General features: G+C 59.6%; 16 protein-coding genes. 11 read left to right on the forward strand and 5 right to left on the reverse strand.

Going from position 1 to position 19,762, the window contains the following annotated elements:
• Positions 1-175 precede the first annotated feature (175 nt).
• Both B5F74_RS06950 and B5F74_RS06955 read right to left on the reverse strand, forming a co-directional pair.
• Positions 176-1,186 carry a glycosyltransferase family 2 protein gene (locus B5F74_RS06950; RefSeq protein ID WP_087201144.1) on the reverse strand — a complete coding sequence of 337 codons (1,011 nt, stop codon included), beginning with the start codon at positions 1,184-1,186 and terminating at the stop codon, positions 176-178.
• A gap of 34 nt (positions 1,187-1,220) precedes the next feature.
• Positions 1,221-3,329 (reverse strand): DUF6020 family protein, encoded by a 2,109-nt coding sequence (locus B5F74_RS06955; protein WP_087201145.1) that lies wholly within the window; start codon positions 3,327-3,329, stop codon positions 1,221-1,223.
• A 576-nt stretch (positions 3,330-3,905) separates the two neighbouring features.
• Between B5F74_RS06955 and B5F74_RS06960 the strand changes: the two genes are divergently transcribed.
• The gene (locus tag B5F74_RS06960) at positions 3,906-4,517 is read left to right on the forward strand and encodes a response regulator transcription factor (RefSeq protein ID WP_158095717.1); all 612 of its coding nucleotides are present in this window, start codon (positions 3,906-3,908) and stop codon (positions 4,515-4,517) included.
• Between the two features lie 35 nt (positions 4,518-4,552).
• Here B5F74_RS06960 and B5F74_RS12630 read toward each other — a convergent pair whose 3' ends face one another.
• The gene (locus B5F74_RS12630; RefSeq protein ID WP_239283394.1) at positions 4,553-5,008 is read right to left on the reverse strand and encodes a hypothetical protein; all 456 of its coding nucleotides are present in this window, start codon (positions 5,006-5,008) and stop codon (positions 4,553-4,555) included.
• Between the two features lie 2 nt (positions 5,009-5,010).
• A complete protein-coding gene (locus B5F74_RS12635; RefSeq protein WP_239283395.1) occupies positions 5,011-5,340 on the reverse strand; it encodes a hypothetical protein in 330 nt (109 codons plus the stop codon).
• Positions 5,341-5,405: 65 nt separating this feature from the next.
• Between B5F74_RS12635 and B5F74_RS06970 the strand changes: the two genes are divergently transcribed.
• From B5F74_RS06970 to B5F74_RS07000, 7 genes are all read left to right on the forward strand, one after another.
• On the forward strand, positions 5,406-5,843 hold the full coding sequence (locus B5F74_RS06970) for a sensor histidine kinase (protein WP_087201149.1): 438 nt from the start codon (positions 5,406-5,408) through the stop codon (positions 5,841-5,843).
• Positions 5,844-5,970: 127 nt separating this feature from the next.
• Positions 5,971-7,470: a class I SAM-dependent DNA methyltransferase gene (locus B5F74_RS06975; protein ID WP_087201151.1), complete on the forward strand. Its 1,500-nt coding sequence runs from the start codon at positions 5,971-5,973 to the stop codon at positions 7,468-7,470.
• Between the two features lie 10 nt (positions 7,471-7,480).
• Positions 7,481-8,884: an RNA-binding domain-containing protein gene (locus B5F74_RS06980; protein ID WP_066834725.1), complete on the forward strand. Its 1,404-nt coding sequence runs from the start codon at positions 7,481-7,483 to the stop codon at positions 8,882-8,884.
• On the forward strand, positions 8,835-10,010 hold the full coding sequence (locus B5F74_RS06985; RefSeq protein ID WP_087201152.1) for a restriction endonuclease subunit S: 1,176 nt from the start codon (positions 8,835-8,837) through the stop codon (positions 10,008-10,010). Before B5F74_RS06980 ends, B5F74_RS06985 begins: the two co-directional genes overlap by 50 nt.
• A 97-nt stretch (positions 10,011-10,107) precedes the next feature.
• On the forward strand, positions 10,108-11,094 hold the full coding sequence (gene xerA, locus B5F74_RS06990; RefSeq protein WP_239283396.1) for a site-specific tyrosine recombinase/integron integrase: 987 nt from the start codon (positions 10,108-10,110) through the stop codon (positions 11,092-11,094).
• A 30-nt stretch (positions 11,095-11,124) separates the two neighbouring features.
• Positions 11,125-12,246, forward strand: coding sequence for a restriction endonuclease subunit S (locus B5F74_RS06995; protein ID WP_158095718.1), 1,122 nt, complete (start codon positions 11,125-11,127; stop codon positions 12,244-12,246).
• Positions 12,243-15,608, forward strand: coding sequence for a DEAD/DEAH box helicase family protein (locus B5F74_RS07000; RefSeq protein ID WP_087201258.1), 3,366 nt, complete (start codon positions 12,243-12,245; stop codon positions 15,606-15,608). The genes B5F74_RS06995 and B5F74_RS07000 overlap by 4 nt, the downstream gene beginning before the upstream one ends.
• Before the next feature lie 136 nt (positions 15,609-15,744).
• On the opposite strand, the gene B5F74_RS07005 is transcribed toward B5F74_RS07000, so the two are convergent.
• Positions 15,745-16,536, reverse strand: coding sequence for a type III pantothenate kinase (locus B5F74_RS07005; RefSeq protein WP_087201156.1), 792 nt, complete (start codon positions 16,534-16,536; stop codon positions 15,745-15,747).
• Between the two features lie 144 nt (positions 16,537-16,680).
• Between B5F74_RS07005 and B5F74_RS07010 the strand changes: the two genes are divergently transcribed.
• The 3 genes from B5F74_RS07010 (at position 16,681) to lgt (ending at position 19,712) form a co-directional block, all read left to right on the forward strand.
• Positions 16,681-18,348, forward strand: a complete 1,668-nt coding sequence (locus tag B5F74_RS07010; protein ID WP_087201158.1) for an OPT/YSL family transporter — start codon at positions 16,681-16,683, stop codon at positions 18,346-18,348.
• Positions 18,349-18,503: 155 nt separating this feature from the next.
• Positions 18,504-18,782, forward strand: a complete 279-nt coding sequence (locus B5F74_RS07015; RefSeq protein WP_087201160.1) for a NifU family protein — start codon at positions 18,504-18,506, stop codon at positions 18,780-18,782.
• Between the two features lie 117 nt (positions 18,783-18,899).
• Complete coding sequence (lgt, locus tag B5F74_RS07020; protein ID WP_087201161.1) at positions 18,900-19,712, forward strand: prolipoprotein diacylglyceryl transferase; 813 nt, start codon at positions 18,900-18,902, stop codon at positions 19,710-19,712.
• Positions 19,713-19,762 lie beyond the last annotated feature (50 nt).

The raw sequence follows: 19,762 nt of genomic DNA on the forward strand, positions 1-19,762 counted from the left end.
CCTATGCCGGAATCTCTCCCACAGAAACCACCGAAGAGCCCTTTTTTGCAGCACCACCCGAGCAGGGGGTCATTCAAATCGGGGACGTACCTGAAATTTGCACTTTTGCAAATCGGGGACACACCTTCGGCGTGCGCCCGAGCTGTCTTCCCGTGATCGTGCGCAGCGTTGGGGCCTACCGCGCTCGCCCGTCCTCGCGCCGCCTCGCGCGCTCCTGCACCTCGTAGACGGCAAGCTCCCAGCGCTTGCGCTCGCCTTTGGCGACGGTGTCCAAGATGGCGCCCGTGCTGAGTGACAGGGCGGCGCAGAACATGAGCGCGGCGGCGAGTATGGCCGAGGGCACGCGGCTCACATAGGCCGTCGCAAGGTATTCGAGGATGACCGGCACGCCCGCCACCAGGCCGCATGCGGCAAAGAGCAGGGCCGCGAGCGTGAAGAACTTCAGCGGCCGGTAATCCTTGAAGAGCGATCCGATGGCCACGAGCACGCGTATGCCGTCCGAGACCGTCGAGAGCTTCGAGAAGCTGCCGGCCGGACGGTCGCGATAGGCGATGGGGATCTCGAGGATGCGCCAGTGCTTGTCGACGGCCTGGATCGACATCTCGCATTCGATCTGGAACCCGACCGAGAGCACGGGCATCGTCTTGACGAACAGACGGGAAAACGCGCGGTACCCGGTCATGACGTCGTGGAAGCTGTATCCGTAGATCCAGTGGATGAGCCAGCGCACGAGGTTGTTGCCGAAGGCGTGGAAGGCACGCGTGTTCTCGTGCTCGTAGGTGCCGTTCGTCAGGCGGTCTCCCACCGCCATGTCCGCCTCGCCGCTGAGTATCGGTTCGATCAGGGAGCGGGCGGCCTCGGCGGGATAGGTGTCGTCGCCGTCGACGAGCACGTAGCAGTCGGCCTCGATATCGCGAAACATCTGCCGGACGGTCACGCCCTTGCCCTGGCGCGGCTCGAAGCGGACGATGGCACCGTGCTCCCGCGCGATCTCGGAAGTGCGGTCGGACGAATTGTTGTCATAGACGTAGATGTCGGCCTCGGGCAGGGCGCGCCTGAAATCATCGACGACGGTGCCGATCGTCAGCTCCTCGTTGTAGCAGGGGATCAGCACGGCGATGCGCGGGGCGACCGCGCCGGCCTCAGGCGGCTGCGGCGCATCGGATGGACGGTCAAGACGGTTCATTGCGGGTCACCTCTCTTATGAAGCATCGGCCGATTCACGCCGCGTCCGGCGCGGTGGCGCCGGAAACCTGCGGGACCTGCGCGCGCGGGCGATCGGTCGGCGCCATCCCCGGCGCGCACGCGCCGCTCACGGCATGCGCGAACGCGAAGGGCGCGAGGACGGCGAGCGGGTAGGCGTAGCGGAAGTACGTGGCGGCGTTGCAGGGACCGATGAGGGTGATAAGGAGGACCGCCCACATGGGGGCGAGCACCACGGCCATCCGGCCCTGTCGCGTGCGCGCGGCGTAGGCGGTCAGCGCGATCAGGCCCCAGCAGTACAGGGCCGCCTGCATGGTCAGCGTGGTGAGCGGCAGCTTTTGGAACGCGGCGCGCCAAAGCGTGCACAGGCCGTCCAACGCGCGCACGACCGGATGGTCCGGCGCGGAGAACGAGAAATAGGGCGTGAGCATCTCCCAGTCCATGACCTCGCGGCTGAAATCCGAGGTGTACGACCAGCTGGAGGCATGGCCCGCATAGAAGTACGCATAGTAGTTGGCGGCGGTCGCCTCGAGATAGCAGACGGGGTCGCGCGCAAACTCGCTTGCCCAGACGCGGAAATAGGCCGCAAGGTCCTCGGCGGTCGCGTCCTCGTTGAAGGTGTTCTTCACGGCATCCGACTTGTTCGGGTTGTACACCTCGCCGATGGCATCGATGTCGAGCACGGCCCCGATGGCGTCACGTTCCTCCTGGCTCAGCTCCCCTTCGTGCTCCCGCACGTAGCGCGCCGTCTGCTGGAAGGGGATGGACAGGACCTCGCGACGGCTTCCGGGCGTGATGCCGAGGGCGGGGTAGACGATGCCGGTGAGCGCGACGTTGACGGCGACGACCGCGCCGAGCGTCCCGAGCGCGACGCGAAGCCCACGACGCGCGCCGGTGCGGGGTTCGCCGCGCTGGCGGCCGCGCAGGCAGACGATCGCCACGGGGATGATTCCCGCGGCGGCGATGACGAGCGCTCCGTTGCGCGTGAGGGTGATGCCGAGGGCGCTTGCGGCGAGCAGGGCGATGTCGCAGCCTCCAAACGGCACGCCCTCGGTGCGCTGGGCGCGAACGAGCAGGGCGAGCTGCGTGACGAACAGGAGCAACGCCGCCGCGAACAGGACGTCTTTGGTGATGAGGACGGCGTAGTTCGAAAAGACCGGCACGACGAGCACGAAGGCGAAGGCCGCCATGCGCGCCGCCCGCGGGCAGCCGATTCGCGCGAGCGCGGCATGGGCGTGGGCATACGAGCAGATGACGGCGGTGAACTGCAGGCAGGTGAACAGGAACGCGCCGGCGTTCTCACTGCCCCAAAGCGCCATACCGAGCTGGACGCACGAGCCGATGAGCGCCGTGGTGAGCGGCGGGTGGTGCTGCGTGAGGATGGTCGTGCCCGGGTCGATCAGGTTGAGGTAGGAGCTCGCGTTGTTGGGGTGGCCGAACCACTGGAGGATCTGCGTTCCCGTGTCCCACATGAAAAGGCCCGGGGCGTAGCCGATCAGGCATGGCAGCCAGGCGAGGGCGAGCAGGGCGGCGGGAAGCGCGAAAGGGTGGCGGTCGAAGACGAACGCGGCGGCGCGGCCGGCGCGGGATGCGGAGCTGGGCCTCGTGCCGCACCCGGTCGGTTCGGCATCGGCTGCCGCTCGGGCGCGGTCGAGCAGCCGGAAGAGGTAGACGATGCCGATGCGGGCGAGCAGCAGCCATCCGATGAAGCTGAGCGCGGCCTTGATTCCCTCGGAAATGCCGCCGCAGACGAGCTCGGCGGAGCCGGCGACATCGAAACTGCGCCCGAACACCATGGCGAGCGCGAACAGGGCGGGCACGACCCAGGTGGACGCGCCCCGCATGCGGGGACGGTCCGCGTTGCGATCGAGGTAGACGGTCGCCGCCGGCCGGGCGAGCAGCAGGCCGAACGCCACGACAAGCAGGCTGTCCTCGCGTCCGGGGAACGAGCAGAGCACCTCGAGCGCGATATAGACGGCGCCCGTGGCATGGGGCCACAGCGCCTCGACCGCCTTGGTGGGCACCGGGGCGAGATCGACGGAGACCAACAGGGCGCAGAGCAGACCGAGCAGGCATGCGCATAGGGTGCGCCTGGTGTCGCGCTTGCTCGCAAGCTGACGTTCCATACCTCTCCTCAGCAAAATCGGTCCTCCGTAAGTCTCGGAAAGTCTAGCAGGGGGAGGTACGCGCAATCTCAGGGCAATAAACCATGACAAGAACGTAAGGGCTTCTTAAGGCCGGGTTTATTCAAATAAACGGGTGCCGCGTCGGCACCTTCCCCAGGGCCCCGCGCGAGGAGGGATAGCATCCCGGCACGTCCAAGCGAGGGGGTCAATGACACAAACTGGGCAGTTTGGCACGCTAAAGGGGCCTAATAAAGGCCTTTAGCGTGCCAAACTGCCCAGTTTGTGTCATCGGGCTCTGTCGGAATTCTGTCAGATGGTTCGATGATCGGCCACTTTATATGCAATATATACAATATGTTTCACTGATATCTATAAATGCAGTACATAATTCATTGACGATGGAGCCGATGAACGGGGTGGCATATGAAGCGAGATACAGAAGCTGGCCGACGTGTAGATGAAATGATGCTGAAGACGAGTGACGACGCCATGCTTGTCCGCCCGACGACGCGAGCGGAAAAGGCTGCTTTGCGACGCCGCGTGCAGACAGGTGAGCTGGTGGAACCGTTCCCGTGCATGTTTGAACGCGCGGACGCATGGGAGCAGCTTCTGCCCGATCAACGCATGCGCCGAATACTGTCGACGCTCGGCGCATCTCGCCCGGATATCGTCTTTTGCTCCTATAGCGCAGCGGTGATGCATCGCCTGCCGGTCTCATACCGATTGCTTTCGCGCGTGCATGCGGCTGCTGGTACCAAAGAAGCCTCCCATAACTCGCACCATATCGTGCGCCATCGCATGGCGCGCGTACCCTCCATGGAGGTCGACGGCGTACGGGTGACGCCGCTGGTCGATACCGTAAACTACCTGCCCAAGCCGTTCCACATGTCCGAGTTCCTGGCGCGCGTGCGGGCCCTGTCGCGCCGAAGCCCCACCATGCTCCCGCGCGTGCTGTCGTTCGGCGACCTCGAGCTCGACCGTTCGACCTTCGAGTTGAGGTGCGGCGACCTGTCGGTGCGCCTCGCAAACAAGGAGTACCAGATCATGGAGCTGCTCATGCGGCAAAACGGCGCCTTCATCACGGCGGAGCGCCTGCTCACCATCGTGTGGGGCTATGACGAGTACGTCAGCCCGAACGTCATCTGGACGTACGTGTCCTACCTGCGCCGCAAGATCAAATCCGTGTAGTCGAGCTGCCGCATCGAGGCGAGCCGGGGGCGCGGCTACATCCTGCTCGAGGGCGAAGCGGAGGATTGATGGACGCGCTCCGTCGCATAGCGGGGGCACGGCGCCGCCGCGATCAGCTGCAGCGCCTGCGCCTGCGGCTGATCGCCGGCGCCATGGCGTCGATCGCCGGCGCGCTGCTCGCCATCTTCGCCGTGGTCAACGTATGGAACTACCTGCTGTTCACGCAAGAGGTCGATTACGTGGGCGACATGATCCACGACCACGGCGGCGAGATCCCCGACCGACCTCCCACGAACTCGGAGCCGCAGATCACGCTGGAGACGCCGTTCGAGACGCGCTACTTCGTGGTCGCGTTCGACGCCGACCGCGCGACGCTGTCCATCGACACCGATCACATCGCCGCCATCGACCGCGATGCCGCCGGCGATTCCGCCGCGGAGATCTTGGCCGAGGGGCGCGAGCAGGGCTATTGGGGTCAGTACCGCTACCACGTCTACCTCAACGAGGATGGAGGCGGGTCGCTCGTCGTCGACTGCTTCAGGCAGTTCCAGGCCGCCGACACGCTGTTGACGATATCGGCGAGCGTCATGGCGGCCTGCATCGCGGTGACGCTCATCGTCATCGTGCCGCTCTCGAAGCGGTTCATGCGGCCGTATATCCGCAACCTGGAGCGGCAGAGGCGCTTCGTGACCGACGCGTCCCACGAGCTCAAGACGCCCGTGGCCATCATCACGGCAAACGTGGAGCTGATGGAGGAGCTCGACGGCGAGACGCAGTGGACGAGAAGCACCAAGAAGCAGGCGGGGCGCATGACGGAGCTCATCGGCGACCTGATGGAGCTCGCGCGCCGACGAGCCCGACTCGCGCGACTCGTTTTCGGACGTCGACGTGAGCCGCATCGTCGAGCGCGGGGTCGAGGACTTCCTGCCGCTTGCCGAGGCGTCCGAGAAGCATCTGGTCACCTCGATCGACGAGGGCGCGGTCGTCAAGGGCGACGAGGCGTCGCTGACGCGGCTCGTGTCTGTTTTGCTGGACAACGCGATCAAGTACAGCGACGAGCACGGCGATGTGGAGGTGACGCTCTCCGTGACGCGCGGGTCGGTGCAGCTTGTCGTGAGCAACCCGGCGTCGAGCCTCACCGCAGGGGAGACCAGCCAGCTGTTCGAGCGCTTCTACCGTCCCGATGCCGCGCGCGAGCGCTCCGCCGGCGGATACGGCATCGGTCTGTCCATTGCCCGCTCGATCGTCGAGCGCCACGGGGGAGAGATCCGCGCGCGCAAGCTCGGTGACATCCTGGAGATCAGCGCTTCGCTGCCGGGCGTCTAGCTGGGGAGCTTCGGGTAACGGCCTGCTATATCCATGCCCCTTCTCACTTCGAATCTGTTGGCACCGCCATGAATGTGTCTGCGCGACAAGGTATGATTGGCAAAGCGAATAGACCGAAGGAGGGCTTGTGATTACCGGAGAGCTTCGCAACAAGATTGACAGTCTGTGGGAAACATTCTGGACGGGTGGGATCACCAATCCGTTGTCGGTCATCGAGCAAATCACCTATCTTATGTTTGTGCGCGATCTTGACGAGGTCGATAACCGGCGCGGCAAGGAATCTCTGGTCCTCGGGCTGAGTTATTCCAGCATATTTGCCGGTGGCAACGAGCAATGCAAATGGTCGGTGTTTCGCGATATGGCGGCACCGCAGATGTATGAGGTCGTGCAGAACCGCGTTTTCCCTTTTATCAAAGGGCTGCATGCCGATAAAGACAGCGCATATTCCAGGTACATGGGCGATGCGTTGTTTTTGATTCCGACGCCCCAGATGCTCTCGAAGGTCGTGGAGCAGATGGATCGCATCGACTGGAAGGATAAGGACATCCGTGGGGATGTTTACGAGTATCTTCTAAGTAAACTTTCAACATCGGGCACGAATGGGCAGTTTCGCACGCCGCGTCATATCATTCGCATGATGGTCGAGCTGCTGGATCCGAAGCCTCAGGACACCGTGTGCGATCCTGCGTGCGGAACGTCCGGATTTTTGGTTGGGGCGGCTGAGTATGTCGCCGGGCGCTATTTTGACGAGACGTTTCGAAACGCGGAAAACAGGCGGCACTACAACAGCGAGATGTTTACGGGCTATGACATGGATCGGACCATGTTGCGAATCGGTGCCATGAACATGTTGTCCCATGGTATTGAGAACCCTCGTATCGAGTATAAAGACAGCCTGAGCGAGCAGAATACGGATACCAACAAGTACTCGGTGATTTTGGCAAATCCTCCGTTCAAGGGCAGTCTCGATGCCGATATCGTTTCGCCAGATCTTACCAAGCTGGTCAAAACGAAGAAGACCGAGCTTTTGTTCTTGGCGCTTTTCCTGCGCTCGCTTCGTTTGGGGGGTAGATGCGCCTGCATCGTTCCCGATGGTGTGCTGTTCGGCTCCTCCAAGGCGCACAAGGCGATTCGAAAGGCGATTATAGAAGACAACTGCCTCCAGGCGGTCATCAGCATGCCAAGCGGGGTGTTCAAGCCCTACGCGGGGGTGTCCACAGCGATTCTAGTGTTCACCAAAACGGGTAATGACGGAACCGGGGACGTCTGGTTTTACGATATGCAAGCAGACGGGTTCAGCTTGGATGACAAGCGGCAAGAGGTTTCCGAAAACGATATTCCCGACATCGTCAAGCGGTACGCGGATTGGCGCGAAAACGGTTCCGAGAGCGGGGAAGCGTCGCGCGCTCGTACAGAAAAAAGTTTCGTTGTTCCCAAGGAGGAGATTGTTGAGAACGATTACGACCTATCGATCAACAAGTACAAGGAAATCGTATACGAAAAGGTGGACTACCCTCCCACATCGGAGATCATGGCCGATTTGATCGCCTCCGAAGCCGAGATTCAAAAAGGCCTTCTCGAGCTGCAAGCGATGCTCGAGGAGGGTTTGCCTGGCGAGGACGGGTAAGGTGACGCATATGGTGCCCGAAGACGCGCACATCGAATATAAGGTGGGGCTGACCGATAAGTTCGAGCGCGAGGTCGTTGCCTTTCTCAACAGCTCTGAGGGCGGGGTTATCTATATCGGCGTTGATGATGAGGGCAATCCAATCAAAGGCTTGGATGTGGACGATATCCAATTGCGGGTCGCGAGCCGTATTCGAGACGGTATCGTTCCTGCAACGCTTGGAATCATCGATGTCTCGGTTGAGCGTGTGCAGGATGTTCCCGTCGTTAAGATCATCGTTTCCGGCGGCCCGGACAAGCCGTATTACGAGAGACGCTATGGCATGTCCGAGCGCGGATGCAGCGTGCGCGTTGGGTCTGCAGTGCAGCCCATGCCACAAGCGATGATCGACGGTCTTTTTGCTTGTCGTGCTCGCCCGACCATTCGCAATATTCGGTCTCCGCGCCAGAAGCTGACGTTTACCCAGCTCAAGATCTACTACGAAGGGCATGGCCTCAAGCTCAACGACGAGTTTGAGGAAACGCTTGACCTGCGCACGGATGACGGTGCCTACAACTGGCTTGCGTATCTGCTGGCAGATGAGAACGGCGTGTCCATGAAGGTGGCAAAATACGCCGGTCAAGACAAGTATTACCTGTTGGAAAACGAGGAGTATGGGTATTGCTCCATCCTAAAGGCGCTTGATCGCGTGCTCGACAAGATGCTGGTCGAGAATACGACCAAAGCGCGCATAACGCCGAAATACCGTATCGAGAGAAAGCTCGTCGACGCGACCGCCCTGCGCGAGGCCATCATCAATGCCGTTGTGCACAATGACTGGACGATGGAGGTCTCACCGGTGGTGGAGATCTATTCCGATCGAATCACGGTGTCATCATATGGCGGCCTTGTCCCCGGACAGAGCCTCGAGGGCTTCTTTGCGGGGCGGAGCGTTCCGCGTTCGCGCGAGCTCATGCGTGTGTTCCGCGATATGGAGTTGGTTGAGCAGTTGGGTTCCGGCATGCGCCGTATTCTCGATGCGTACGGTCGAGATGCATTCGAAATCGACGACAACTTCATCTGCGTGACGTTTCCGTTCTCGCAAGAGGCCCTGGGGCTGAATGATGATGTTGCCACGTCTGGTGAGACGGAAAGCGCGGTGCATGGCACTGATGGCACGTTAAATGAGACTATAAATGAGACTATAAATGAGACTTTGAGACTGGACGAAAAGGATCGAATGATTCTGGCATTTCTGGAACGTGCTCCACGCGCCACGTACGGGGAGATAGCGACTGAGACGGGGATGGCGCGCGCAACTGTTTCCCGCAGGCTTTCCGCACTTTCAGGAAAGGGTGTGCTTAAGCGAGTTGGAGCGCGCAAAAATGGCTATTGGGAAGTGCTTTTCCACGAGGAGGCTGATCACATTGGCTAAATGGCCTATGGTGAGGCTTGGTGATGTGTGCCAGCTGACAATGGGGCAGTCGCCAAAAACTGAAACATATAATGGCGATAGCATCGGACTGCCCTTTTTCCAGGGAAATACTGATTTCGGTAAAGAGTGCCCAACGGCCAGAGTATGGTGCAAAGCTCCGAAAAAGGTTGCTTTGACGGGCGATATTCTTTTGAGCGTGCGAGCTCCGATTGGTGCCGTGAATACTGCATCATGTAAGTGTTGTATAGGGAGGGGTATTGCTGCACTACGGCCGAAGTCGGGCGCGCTGGATGTCGTATATTTGAAGAATTTGCTTCGCGCTAGGAGGGATGCACTTGAAGCACTGGGGACGGGTAGCACATTCAAGGCAGTTACAAAGAAGCAGTTAGAGGATTTCTTAATTCCCTTGCCCACAGTTACATGTCAAAATCTGCTCGCTAAAAGATTCGAGTTGATTGCTAGATTGATAGAGATGCGCAGCCATCAGCTCGATATGTTCGGCGAAATAGCCAAATCCCGGTTTATCGATATGTTCGGGGATAAAGGCTATCCTCCGCACCCCCTTTCCGAATTATCCACCACGATGCAGAACGGCCTTTCCCCATCAAAGAATGGCGACCATCATGAGAAGGTTCTAACCCTGTCCGCAATTACGCAGGGGAATTTTGACGTGAGTGCTTGGAAAGAGGGCCTTTTCAAAGATGATCCCCCTGCCGGTAAGCGTGTTGCCGATGGGTGCTTCTATGTCTGCCGTGGTAATGGAAATAAAAGCCTTGTTGGTGTAGGGGAATACGCGCCAGCAGCCATGGATGACCTGGTTTATCCCGACACAATGATTGCGGTAAGGATCGACCAGGAAAAGGTCCTTCTTCCCTATTTACGTATCGCGTGGAAGCAGGCAAGAGTTCGCGAACAGATTGAGTCTTCAGCGAAAACCACGAACGGCACCTACAAAATAAACCAAGCATCACTTGGAATGGTTGAGGTTGTTGTGCCCCCTCTTTCCCTCCAACGCGAGTTCGCCGCCTTCGCCGAGTCGGTCGACAAATCGCAAGTTGCGATAAAGCGAGAGATCAAGAAGCTTGAAACGCTCAAAAAGGCGCTCATGCAGGAGTACTTCGGTTGAGAGTTGATGCGGCGCCCCGCCGCCTGTTTTTGGCGGTGGGGTGCATAGGGCGTATCTCTTTCTACACTGGTCTCACGTTGATAAAAGGAGGCCAGTCATGCAGGGTAAGCAGTCACTCATGCTCGATATCGAGCGACTTATGGTTCAAGTTCTTGACAATGCGCAGATGGAGAGGCTGCACGCAGTTCTGGAGTACTGTCTTTTCGATGTCGAGAACTTGCCACTAGAACGTGCGCATCTTTCGAACGATGAGTACCTCGAGCGTTTTGTCTCTGCAAAGCGCCTCGAGGGTTGCTCAGAGAAATCGCTGAGGTACTACTCGGCTACCATTCAGCGGTTCTTTGTTAATGTTAACAAGGTGGTCACCAGGGTTACGACAGATGATCTCCGAGCCTATCTCTCCAGCTATCAGCTTACGAGCAGAGCGGGGAAAACGACAATTGACAACGTCCGGCGCATCCTGTCCAGTTTCTTCTCATGGCTTGAAGTCGAGGACTATATTCTCAAGAGCCCTGTCCGGAGAATCCGAAAAATAAAGTCAACGAAGACTGTAAAGGAAACATACACCGACGAGGCTCTTGAGCGCATGCGGGACGGTTGCCGGGAGTTGCGCGATTTGGCGATAGTCGACATGCTTGCTTCGACGGGTATGCGCGTTGGCGAGCTGGTAAGGCTCAATCGAGATGACGTGGACTTTGAAGCGCGCGAATGCATCGTGCTTGGCAAAGGCGATAAAGAGCGAAGGGTTTATTTCGACGCGCGCACGAAGTTGCATTTACAGGCGTATCTTGAATCTCGAGATGACGATAACCCAGCCCTGTTTATCTCCCTATGCAAACCGTTCCGGCGTCTCCAGATTAGCGGTGTTGAGATCAGGCTACGCGAATTGGGGAGACGGCTCGACATCAACAAAGTGCATCCGCATAAGTTTAGGAGAACGCTCGCAACGCGTGCGATAGATAAGGGGATGCCTATTGAACAGGTGCAGGTCCTTTTGGGGCATCAGAAAATAGACACCACCCTGCAGTACGCCATGGTCGACCAGCGGAACGTGCGGAATTCGCATCGTCGGTACATAGCGTAGTTGCCAATCCCGGTTTCAGGGGGTGGCAGCGTGAAAGCTCCTAAGCTGTGTCAGCTAAAGGATCTGTGCATTGGCAAGACAACCGGAATTCGGCAGAAAGATCTTTTGGTTAAGGGAGAACACCCTGTTTACGGGGCATCCGGAATCGTTGGTTTTTCCCAGCGTGAGTTGCATCCTAAGCCATATGTTGTGGTGGTAAAAGATGGTGCAGGGGTTGGGCGCGCGTTCGTTGCAGAAGGAGGTTCTTCAATTCTCGGTACGATGCAAGCGCTTATTCCAAAAGGTAACGTCGACTGCAGGTATCTGCTATACCTTGTTAAATCCTTGCGCTTAGGATCAGAAAGGTCAGGGGCGACCATTCCGCATATTTATTTTAACAAATATAGCCATAAATTAGTTCCTTATTATTCGAAAGACCATCAAAAGGCAATAGCCGATAGTTTGAGGCAAATTGAACTGTTAATCGAAAAGAGATGCGGACAAAGAAACGGGCTTTACCGATTGGTGCAGTCCCGGTTTATCGAGATGTTTGGGGACCACTGTGCAGAGATGAGGAGTCGCTGGGATTGCCGTCCATTGGGAGCTTGCGTGCATGGAATAGAGACAGGAAAAAGTCCAGTTTGCGAAGGTTGTCCCCGTTCTGCTCCCGATATGCCGGCGGTTCTGAAGTTGAGCGCTTTATCGAGTGGTAGATACCTTGAGAAAGAGAACAAGGCAATTGGATCTCAGCTGGCATTTTCGCCAGAGAAAGAGGTGCGAACTGGAGATATTTTGATGGCAAGAAAGAATACTCCAGAACTTGTGGGGTCATGCGTGCTTGTAGATAGAACCGAAGGGAGCATGATGTTTCCGGATATTGTGTTCCGGATGCATGCCCGTGATGATGTCGATGCAGTCTACTTAGTGAACCTGCTCGGGTCATCTCCATTTTCAAAGGAAATCAAGAAGCTGGCTCATGGCGCACAAAAGTCCATGAGTAATATTTCAAAAACCCATCTTTCGCATCTGATTATTCCTACTCCCCCTCTTTCCCTCCAACGCGAGTTCGCCGCCTTCGCCGAGTCGGTCGACAAATCGCAAGAAGCCGCTCGGCGGGTTAGCCGCGAGCTGTTGAACTTCTTGGCGAAAAGCCTGTATACAATATGGGCATGAGCAACTTTGAGTTTCTGACATACGACGAGCGATTTGACGATATCGCACGGGCTGCCAAGACCGCGGAGGATGCGTTCTCGGTTGCACCTGAGCTGTGTGTACTGGCATGTCGCCGTGCACTCGAAGTTGCTGTCAAATGGATCTATTCAGTAGACAAAAGCCTTGAGCGACCGTGGAAAGACAACCTTGCCACGCTTGTCAGTACGCCCGGATTTAAGCGCATGCTCCCGCAAGGCATGGACGTAAGGATTGCCTTTATCCGTAAGGCGGGAAACATCGCAGCTCATGACAACCAAAAGAAGATTGCTGCTAAAGGCGCGGTGCTCTGTCTCGAGAACCTGTTCTACGTCCTGGATTTCGTTGCATATTGCTATATGAATCCAACGTCATATCATAAGCAGGATTTCGATGCCGGTTTCATTCAAAGGCCCAAAAGCGTCGCTTCTGTTGCGGCATCCACGATCGAGGTGTCTGCGACAAGCGAGACCAAACCTCTTGAGGAGCTTGAGCGGGAGAACTGCCAGCTTGCCGATGAGCTTACCCAGCGACGCAAGGAGCGCGAAACCACCTACACCCCCAAACCCACAGATCCATCTGAGTTTGAGACGCGAAAACTCTACATCGATGTGAACTTGGCATCCGCGGGATGGACGGAAGGGGAAGATTGGCGCAACGAAGTTGAGCTCAAGGGGATGCCAAACGCTGCCGGGATTGGGTTTGCGGACTACGTCCTGTACGGTGACGACGGTAGGCCTCTGGCTGTTGTAGAGGCTAAGAAGACATGTGTTGATCCTGCTGTGGGCCGCCAACAGGCAAAGCTTTATGCCGATATCCTCGAGGGGCAGTACGGTCGACGTCCGGTCATCTTTCTCACCAATGGATTCGATACGCGCATTATCGATGGGGACTATCCGGAACGCTCCGTTTCCGGAATCTATTCCAAGCGCGATCTAGAAAAGCTCTTCAATCTTCGGGCTTCGCGCGCCTCACTGGCAAGCATAACGATCGATGACAATATTAGCGGACGCTATTATCAAAAAGAGGCTATCAAGGCGGTCTGCGAATCGTTCGATCGGGATAGGCAGCGGAAAGCGTTGCTGGTGATGGCGACCGGTAGCGGGAAGACGCGAACGGTCATTTCGCTCGTGGACGTGCTGTCACGCCACGGCTGGATCAAAAACATGCTCTTCCTGGCCGACCGTACCAGCCTGGTTGTCCAAGCATATCGTGCTTTCGTCGTGAATCTTCCGAGTCTCCCTGTTACAAACATGTGCTCCAAGGATCGCGACCCCTATGCGCGCGGGGTGTTTAGCACCTATCAGACGATCATCAACTGCGTCGATGAGACGCACTTGGATGATGGCGCTCGCATGTTTACCCCGGGACATTTCGACCTGATCGTAGTCGACGAGGCACACCGTTCAATTTATAACAAGTATCGCGATATTTTCGATTATTTCGATGCGTATGTAGTTGGACTCACTGCGACGCCGAAAGACGAGATAAGTCATAACACCTATGCGGAGTTTGGCCTCGCCGAGGGCGATCCGACATATGGCTACGAGCTCAAACAGGCTGTGGAAGATGGCTATCTCGTCGATTACGAAGTCGAAGATGCTACAACGAAGATCATGGATCGCGGTATCACCTATGCGGAGCTGTCCGATTCCGAGAAAGAGGCATACGAAGAGCAGTTCGTCGATTTTGAAGGGGAGATGCCCGAATCGATCAGCGCGAGCGCGGTGAATCGATGGCTTTTCAACTCGGAGACGATCGGTAAAGTCCTTGACGCCCTGATGGACAAGGGCCTAAAAGTCGATTATGGACAGAATATAGGCAAAACGATCATCTTTGCGCGGAGTCATGCCCATGCCGAGGCGATACGCGAGGTGTGGGGAAGACGGTATCCATACTATCCTGACGGCTATTGCGCGGTTGTCGACAACCACGTCAAGTATGCACAGGCGTTGATCGATGAGCTTTCGGAAGCCGATGGATTGCCCCGTATCGCGGTATCCGTTGATATGCTCGACACCGGCATCGACGTTCCCTCGCTGCTTAACCTCGTATTCTTTAAACCGGTGAAGAGCAAGGCGAAGTTCAACCAGATGATCGGACGCGGAACTCGTCTGTGTAAAGGTCTGATGGACGGAGAAGATAAGCGTCAGTTCCTCATTTTCGATTGGGGAGGCAATTTCAAGTTCTTCGGTGGGGGCAAGAAGGGCTCCGATGACGCCGCCGCGAAGTCGGTTCAGCAGCGCATCTTTGAGCTCAAGGTAAACATCACGAAGCAATTGCAGGATGTGGCGTTTCAGACCGATGGCCTAAAGGAGTTTCGCCGAACCCTCGTTGACGATGTGCTTGGCAGCGTTGGTGCCCTTCGCCCTGCTTCGGGCAATGAGCCCTCAATGGCGGTGCGCCTGCACTACAAGTACATTGAGAGATTCTCGGTGCGAGGTGCATTCACCGTTCTTGGCGATAACGATGTGGAGGATCTTGCCAGGGAGGTCGCTCCTATCGTCCCGCCTCTTGCGGGCGACGGGCGTTCCCTGCGATTCGATGCTCTCGTGTACGGTCTCGAAGCTGCCGTCCTTTCCCAAGATAGGAGGCGCACGTCGTATTATGCCGGCAAGGTCAAGGCGATAGCGGCGACGCTTTCTCAAGACTGCGGGACCGTTCCATCCGTCGAGCGCGCGGGAGCCTTGCTGCAGGAGCTGATGAGTGGTGAGGCGCTTGAACACTATGGCGTGCTTGACTGGGAGCATGCAAGAAAGATCGTTCGAGAGCTTGTTCCGCTCATTTCCCCGTCGGCCCAAAAGGTCGTGTTCACTTCGTTTGAAGACGAAGTTATCGAGGCTTCTCGCTATGCATCGGACACCACGAGTGCGGGGGTCGATTTGGGCAATTATCGCGAGCGCGTTGCCTACTATGTCAGGCAACATATGGATGACGAGGTCATCAGCAAGATTCACGAGAATCTCCCTCTTTCGAACTACGACCTCAGAAAACTCGAGCGCCTGCTTTGGTCTGAGTTGGGAACGAAAGACGAGTATGCGGATACGTATGGTGAGGAGCCGCTTGGCGAGCTGGTGCGGTCGATTGTCGGCCTCGATCAGAAGGCGGCGAATGATGCGTTCTCTGACTTTATCAACGATTCGAGCTTGAGCGTCGACCAGATGTTTTTCATCGAGGAGATCGTTCGCTATGTCGTCAAGCACGGCATGATGAAGGATCTGAGTGTTCTACAGGGGGCGCCCTTCGATGCACGTGGCAGTATTGTGGACCTTTTCGACCTTGAGACGATTGCGCGCTTGAGACGGGCGATCGAAGATGTCAACGCGAATGCGACCTGCGCCGCATGACGGTTTTTGTGCTCTCCGGGAGACGCAGCTTGATTCATTCCACGCTTGATGTCGCCGTGCCGAGTGCATGGATGGTGCTGGGCGCGGCGACCGTTCCATCTCGCATCTCCCGAAGGTGGCCTGTGGGGCCCCTGTTCTACTTACGGTTCGCGACCCACAGCAGCGCGAGGCCGCGCAGGGTGAGCGTGTCGTCCACGACCGTCCGATGGCGCAGCAGCGCCGCGATTGTCTCGGCGCCGTCGCCGGTGATGACGAGGGTCGCCTCATCTGACAGCCCGAGCTCGGCGATCATGGCGTCGAGCAGGCCGTCGATGCGCGCGACCTCGCCGAGTACGACGCCCGACTGCATGGCCGAGCGCGTGTTGCGGCCGACGACCCGCTTGGGCGCGCGCAGCTCGATCATGGGCAGGCGCGCGGCGGCCTGCGTGAGCGAGCGGGCGCCGAGGGCCACGCCCGGCGCGATGATGCCGCCGACGAACGCGCCGCCCTCGTCGATCGCCTCGAAGTTCGTCGTCGTTCCCAGGTCGATGACGATGGCGGGCGCGCCGTAGGCGGCGCGCGCGGCGACCACGTCGGCCACGCGATCGGGTCCGATCTCGGAGGGGTCGTCGTAGTTCATGCGCACGCCGGATTTCAGGCCGGGGCCGACCACGAGCGGCCGCGCGCGTCCGTCGGCCCCCAGCGCGCGGCGCCAGGTGTCCTGCAGCGCGGGGACCACGCAGGAGAGAATCGAGCCGGTCGGGGCGCGATCCGGCAGCAGCGACAGCGCATGGGCGATCTGGATGCGCGCCTCGTCGAAGGTGAGCGGCTGCTGGGTGGTGAGCTCGCAGGAGCCGAGCAGCTCGAGCGCCTCGTCGCCCCCCTCGATGGCGAACAGCCCGAACCGCGTGGTCGTATTGCCCACATCGACGGTCAGCACGGTATCCATGGCGCTCCTTTGCTCATGTATGGCGGCCCGCCGAAGTGCACGGGCGGGACTTCCGTTTCTGCTGCACCATTGTATAATTCATGCGTCCGAGCCGTAACCCGACTTCCCGGCACGAGGGGGAGCGGATATACGAAGGAGAACAACATGAGCTCTACGAGCGACCGCGCTGGTCTGCGCGGGCAATTGTCGCTGGCCGGCATCCTGATCGGCTGCGTCGGCTGCGTCATCATCACGGCCTCATCGGTCTACACGGCACTCAAGATGGGGTCGCTTCCGTGGCCGACGATCTTCACGTCCATCACCGCGCTGGTGCTGTTGCGCGCGGTGGGGCGCACCAGTCTGAACGAAGCGAATATCACGCAGGTCATCATGTCGGCGGGCTCCATGGTCGCCGGCGGTCTGGCGTTCACCATTCCCGGTGCCTGGATGCTGGGGCTCGTCGACGAGGTGAGCTGGGTCGAGATGCTCGCCGTGGCGCTTGCCGGCACCTTGCTCGGCCTGGTGTGCACGGCTCTTATCCAGCGTCATTTCGTCGAGGAGTCCGACCTGGAGTACCCCATCGGCGTGGCAGCGGCCGAGACGCTGCTCGCGAGCCGCGCCGGCGGCTCGACGGGTAAGAAGCTGTTCGGGTCCATGGCGATCGCGGGGGCATGGTGCGTCGTGCGCGACGTGCTCGGCCTCATGCCGTCGCTGGTGGCGCAGCTGCCGGTTCCGGGCGTGGCGTTCGGCATCCAGATGTCGCCCATGCGCTGGGCCGTCGGGTTTTTGGCCGGTCGGCGCTCGATCATCTACTGGGCTGTCGGCGCGGTCGTGGGCTGGTTCGGCATCGTGACGGGCGGCAGCATGCTGGGCGTGTGGGACATCCCGACCGCCCAGGGCATCGTGAGCAGCCTAGGCATGGGCCTCATGATGGGATCGGGCGCGGGCGTGGTCGTGCGCGACATCGCGCTGCCGCTCGTGCGCGGCGCCCGCGCGTCCGGCAGCGGCCGCAGCGCGCGCGGGGACGGCTTCATCTCCCGCCTCATCTCGCGCTACGACGCGGGCGTCCTCGCCCTCATGGCCGCCTCCGCCGCGCTCGTCGCATGCTTCGTGCTGGGGCTGAGCCCGCTGGTCGCCATGGTTGTCGTGCTACTCTCCTTCGTGTGCGCCATCATGAGCGCGCAGTCGGTCGGCCAGTCCGGCATCGATCCCATGGAGATCTTCGGCCTCATCGTCTTGCTGTTCGTGGCCGCCTTCTCCGAGGCGACCGAGGTGCAGCTCTTTTTCGTCGCCGGCGTCATCGCGGTCGCGTGCGGCCTTGCGGGCGATGTCATGAGCGATTTCAAGACCGGCCAGATCATCGGCACGAGTCCGCGCTCCATGTGGTTCGGCCAGGCGATCGGCGCCGTGCTGGGCACGTTCGTGGCGGTCGCGGTCATGGTCGCGCTCGTCACCGCCTACGGCCCCGAGGCGTTCGGGGCCGATGCGCTGTTCGTGTCCGCGCAGGCCAACGTGGTCGCGACGATGGTCTCGGGCATCCCGAGCGTGCCGGCGTTCGTCATCGGGCTTGCGGCGGGCGCCGTCCTTTACGTCGCGGGCATTCCGTCGATGATGATCGGCCTGGGCGTCTACCTGCCGTTCTACATGTCCATCTCCACGGTGCTCGGCGCGGTGGTGCGCTGGGTCTACGACCGGGTCTGCGCGGCGCGCGGGGCCGACGACGAGGCTGCCGAGGAGACGGGCGTCGTGGTGGCATCGGGCATCTTGGGAGGCGAGTCCATCGTGGGCGTCATCGTCGCCCTGGCCACGGTCGCCACGGGCCTTATGGGCTAAAGCCGGCACGTTTTGGGCGGGGCCGTCATGAGTAGAAACGGCCCCGCCCTAAAAAGCAGCAGCCGTGCTCCGCGTTGAGTTTGTACAGAGGCGCCGTTGGGTAAGAGCTTGTAGTACCATAACCTCGCATGTACATGTTATGAAAGGAGCCCCCTGTGGCTGTTAATGAGAAGCTGCTGCTTGCCGTGCTCGAGGAGATCCGCCCCAACCTTCAGGCTGACGGCGGCGATATGGAATATCACGGCGTCGACGAGGACGGCGTGGTCTCGCTCGAGCTCACCGGCCATTGCGCCGGCTGCCCGATGAGCCAGCTCACGCTCTCCATGGGCATCGAGCGCATCCTGAAGGAGCATGTGCCGGGCGTGACGCGCGTGGTCGCCGTCAACGAGATGCCGGGCATGTCCGACATCTACGACGAGTACGCGCCGTTCTAATCGAGCGCGCATCGCAGCAATCCCGGGGCCGCCGCGCGCGGCCCTCTTGCTGTCTGGGGCGCGCATCCGCCCCGGCGGCAGTCCTATCTACCGTTTGCGACCTTCAGGAGGGGCATCGTGCTCAACGAGCTGTACCACAGCCTCAACCCCATCGCGTTTTCCGCCGGTCCGATCACCATCTACTGGTACGGCCTCGCCTATGTGTTCGGGGCGATTCTGACGGGTATCGTCATGTACCGCACGCAGAAGCGCTGGGGGTTCGATATCTCCGTCGACGACCTGATGACCGTTGTCATCGGCGTGGTGTTCGGTCTTCTGATCGGCGCCCGCCTGTTCTACATCGTGTTTTACGGCGAAGGATATTATTTCGAGCACCCGCTCGAGATCCTGGCGACCAACCATGGCGGCATGAGCTTCCACGGAGGCCTTGTCGGCGGCATCATCGGCGGCATCATCGGCTGCCGTCTGTGCAAGCTCTCCGCATGGACCATCGCCGACCTCGCCGTCATCGGCGCGCCGATCGCCCTGTGTTTGGGCCGCTGCGCCAACTTCGTCAACGGCGAGCTGTGGGGCAAGCCGACCGACCTGCCCTGGGGTGTGGTCTTCGAGAGCGGGGGAGACGTCGCGCGCCATCCGTCGCAACTCTACGAGGCGATGCTCGAGGGTGTGCTGCTGTTCATTTTCATGCAGGTGCTCTCGCGCAAGAAGCCGTTGCTGCCGCAGGGTACCTTCATGGGCGTGTTCATCACGTGGTACGGCGTCGCGCGCATCCTCGTCGAGTTCGTGCGCGTGCCCGATGCGCAGCTGGGCTACCTCTTCGGCGGTGTGATCACGATGGGGCAGCTGCTGAGTTTGCCGCTGGTGGTCGCGGGCGTCGTGCTGCTGGTCTACGCGCTGCGCGCCAAGCGCCCGCAGCGCTCCTACGTCTAGAACGCTGAACGGGTCGTTTGGGGACGGGTTCGTTCCAACCCATCCCCAAA

The sequence above is a fragment of the Collinsella sp. An271 genome, assembly GCF_002159695.1.
Taxonomy (GTDB): Bacteria; Actinomycetota; Coriobacteriia; order Coriobacteriales; family Coriobacteriaceae; genus Collinsella; species Collinsella ihumii.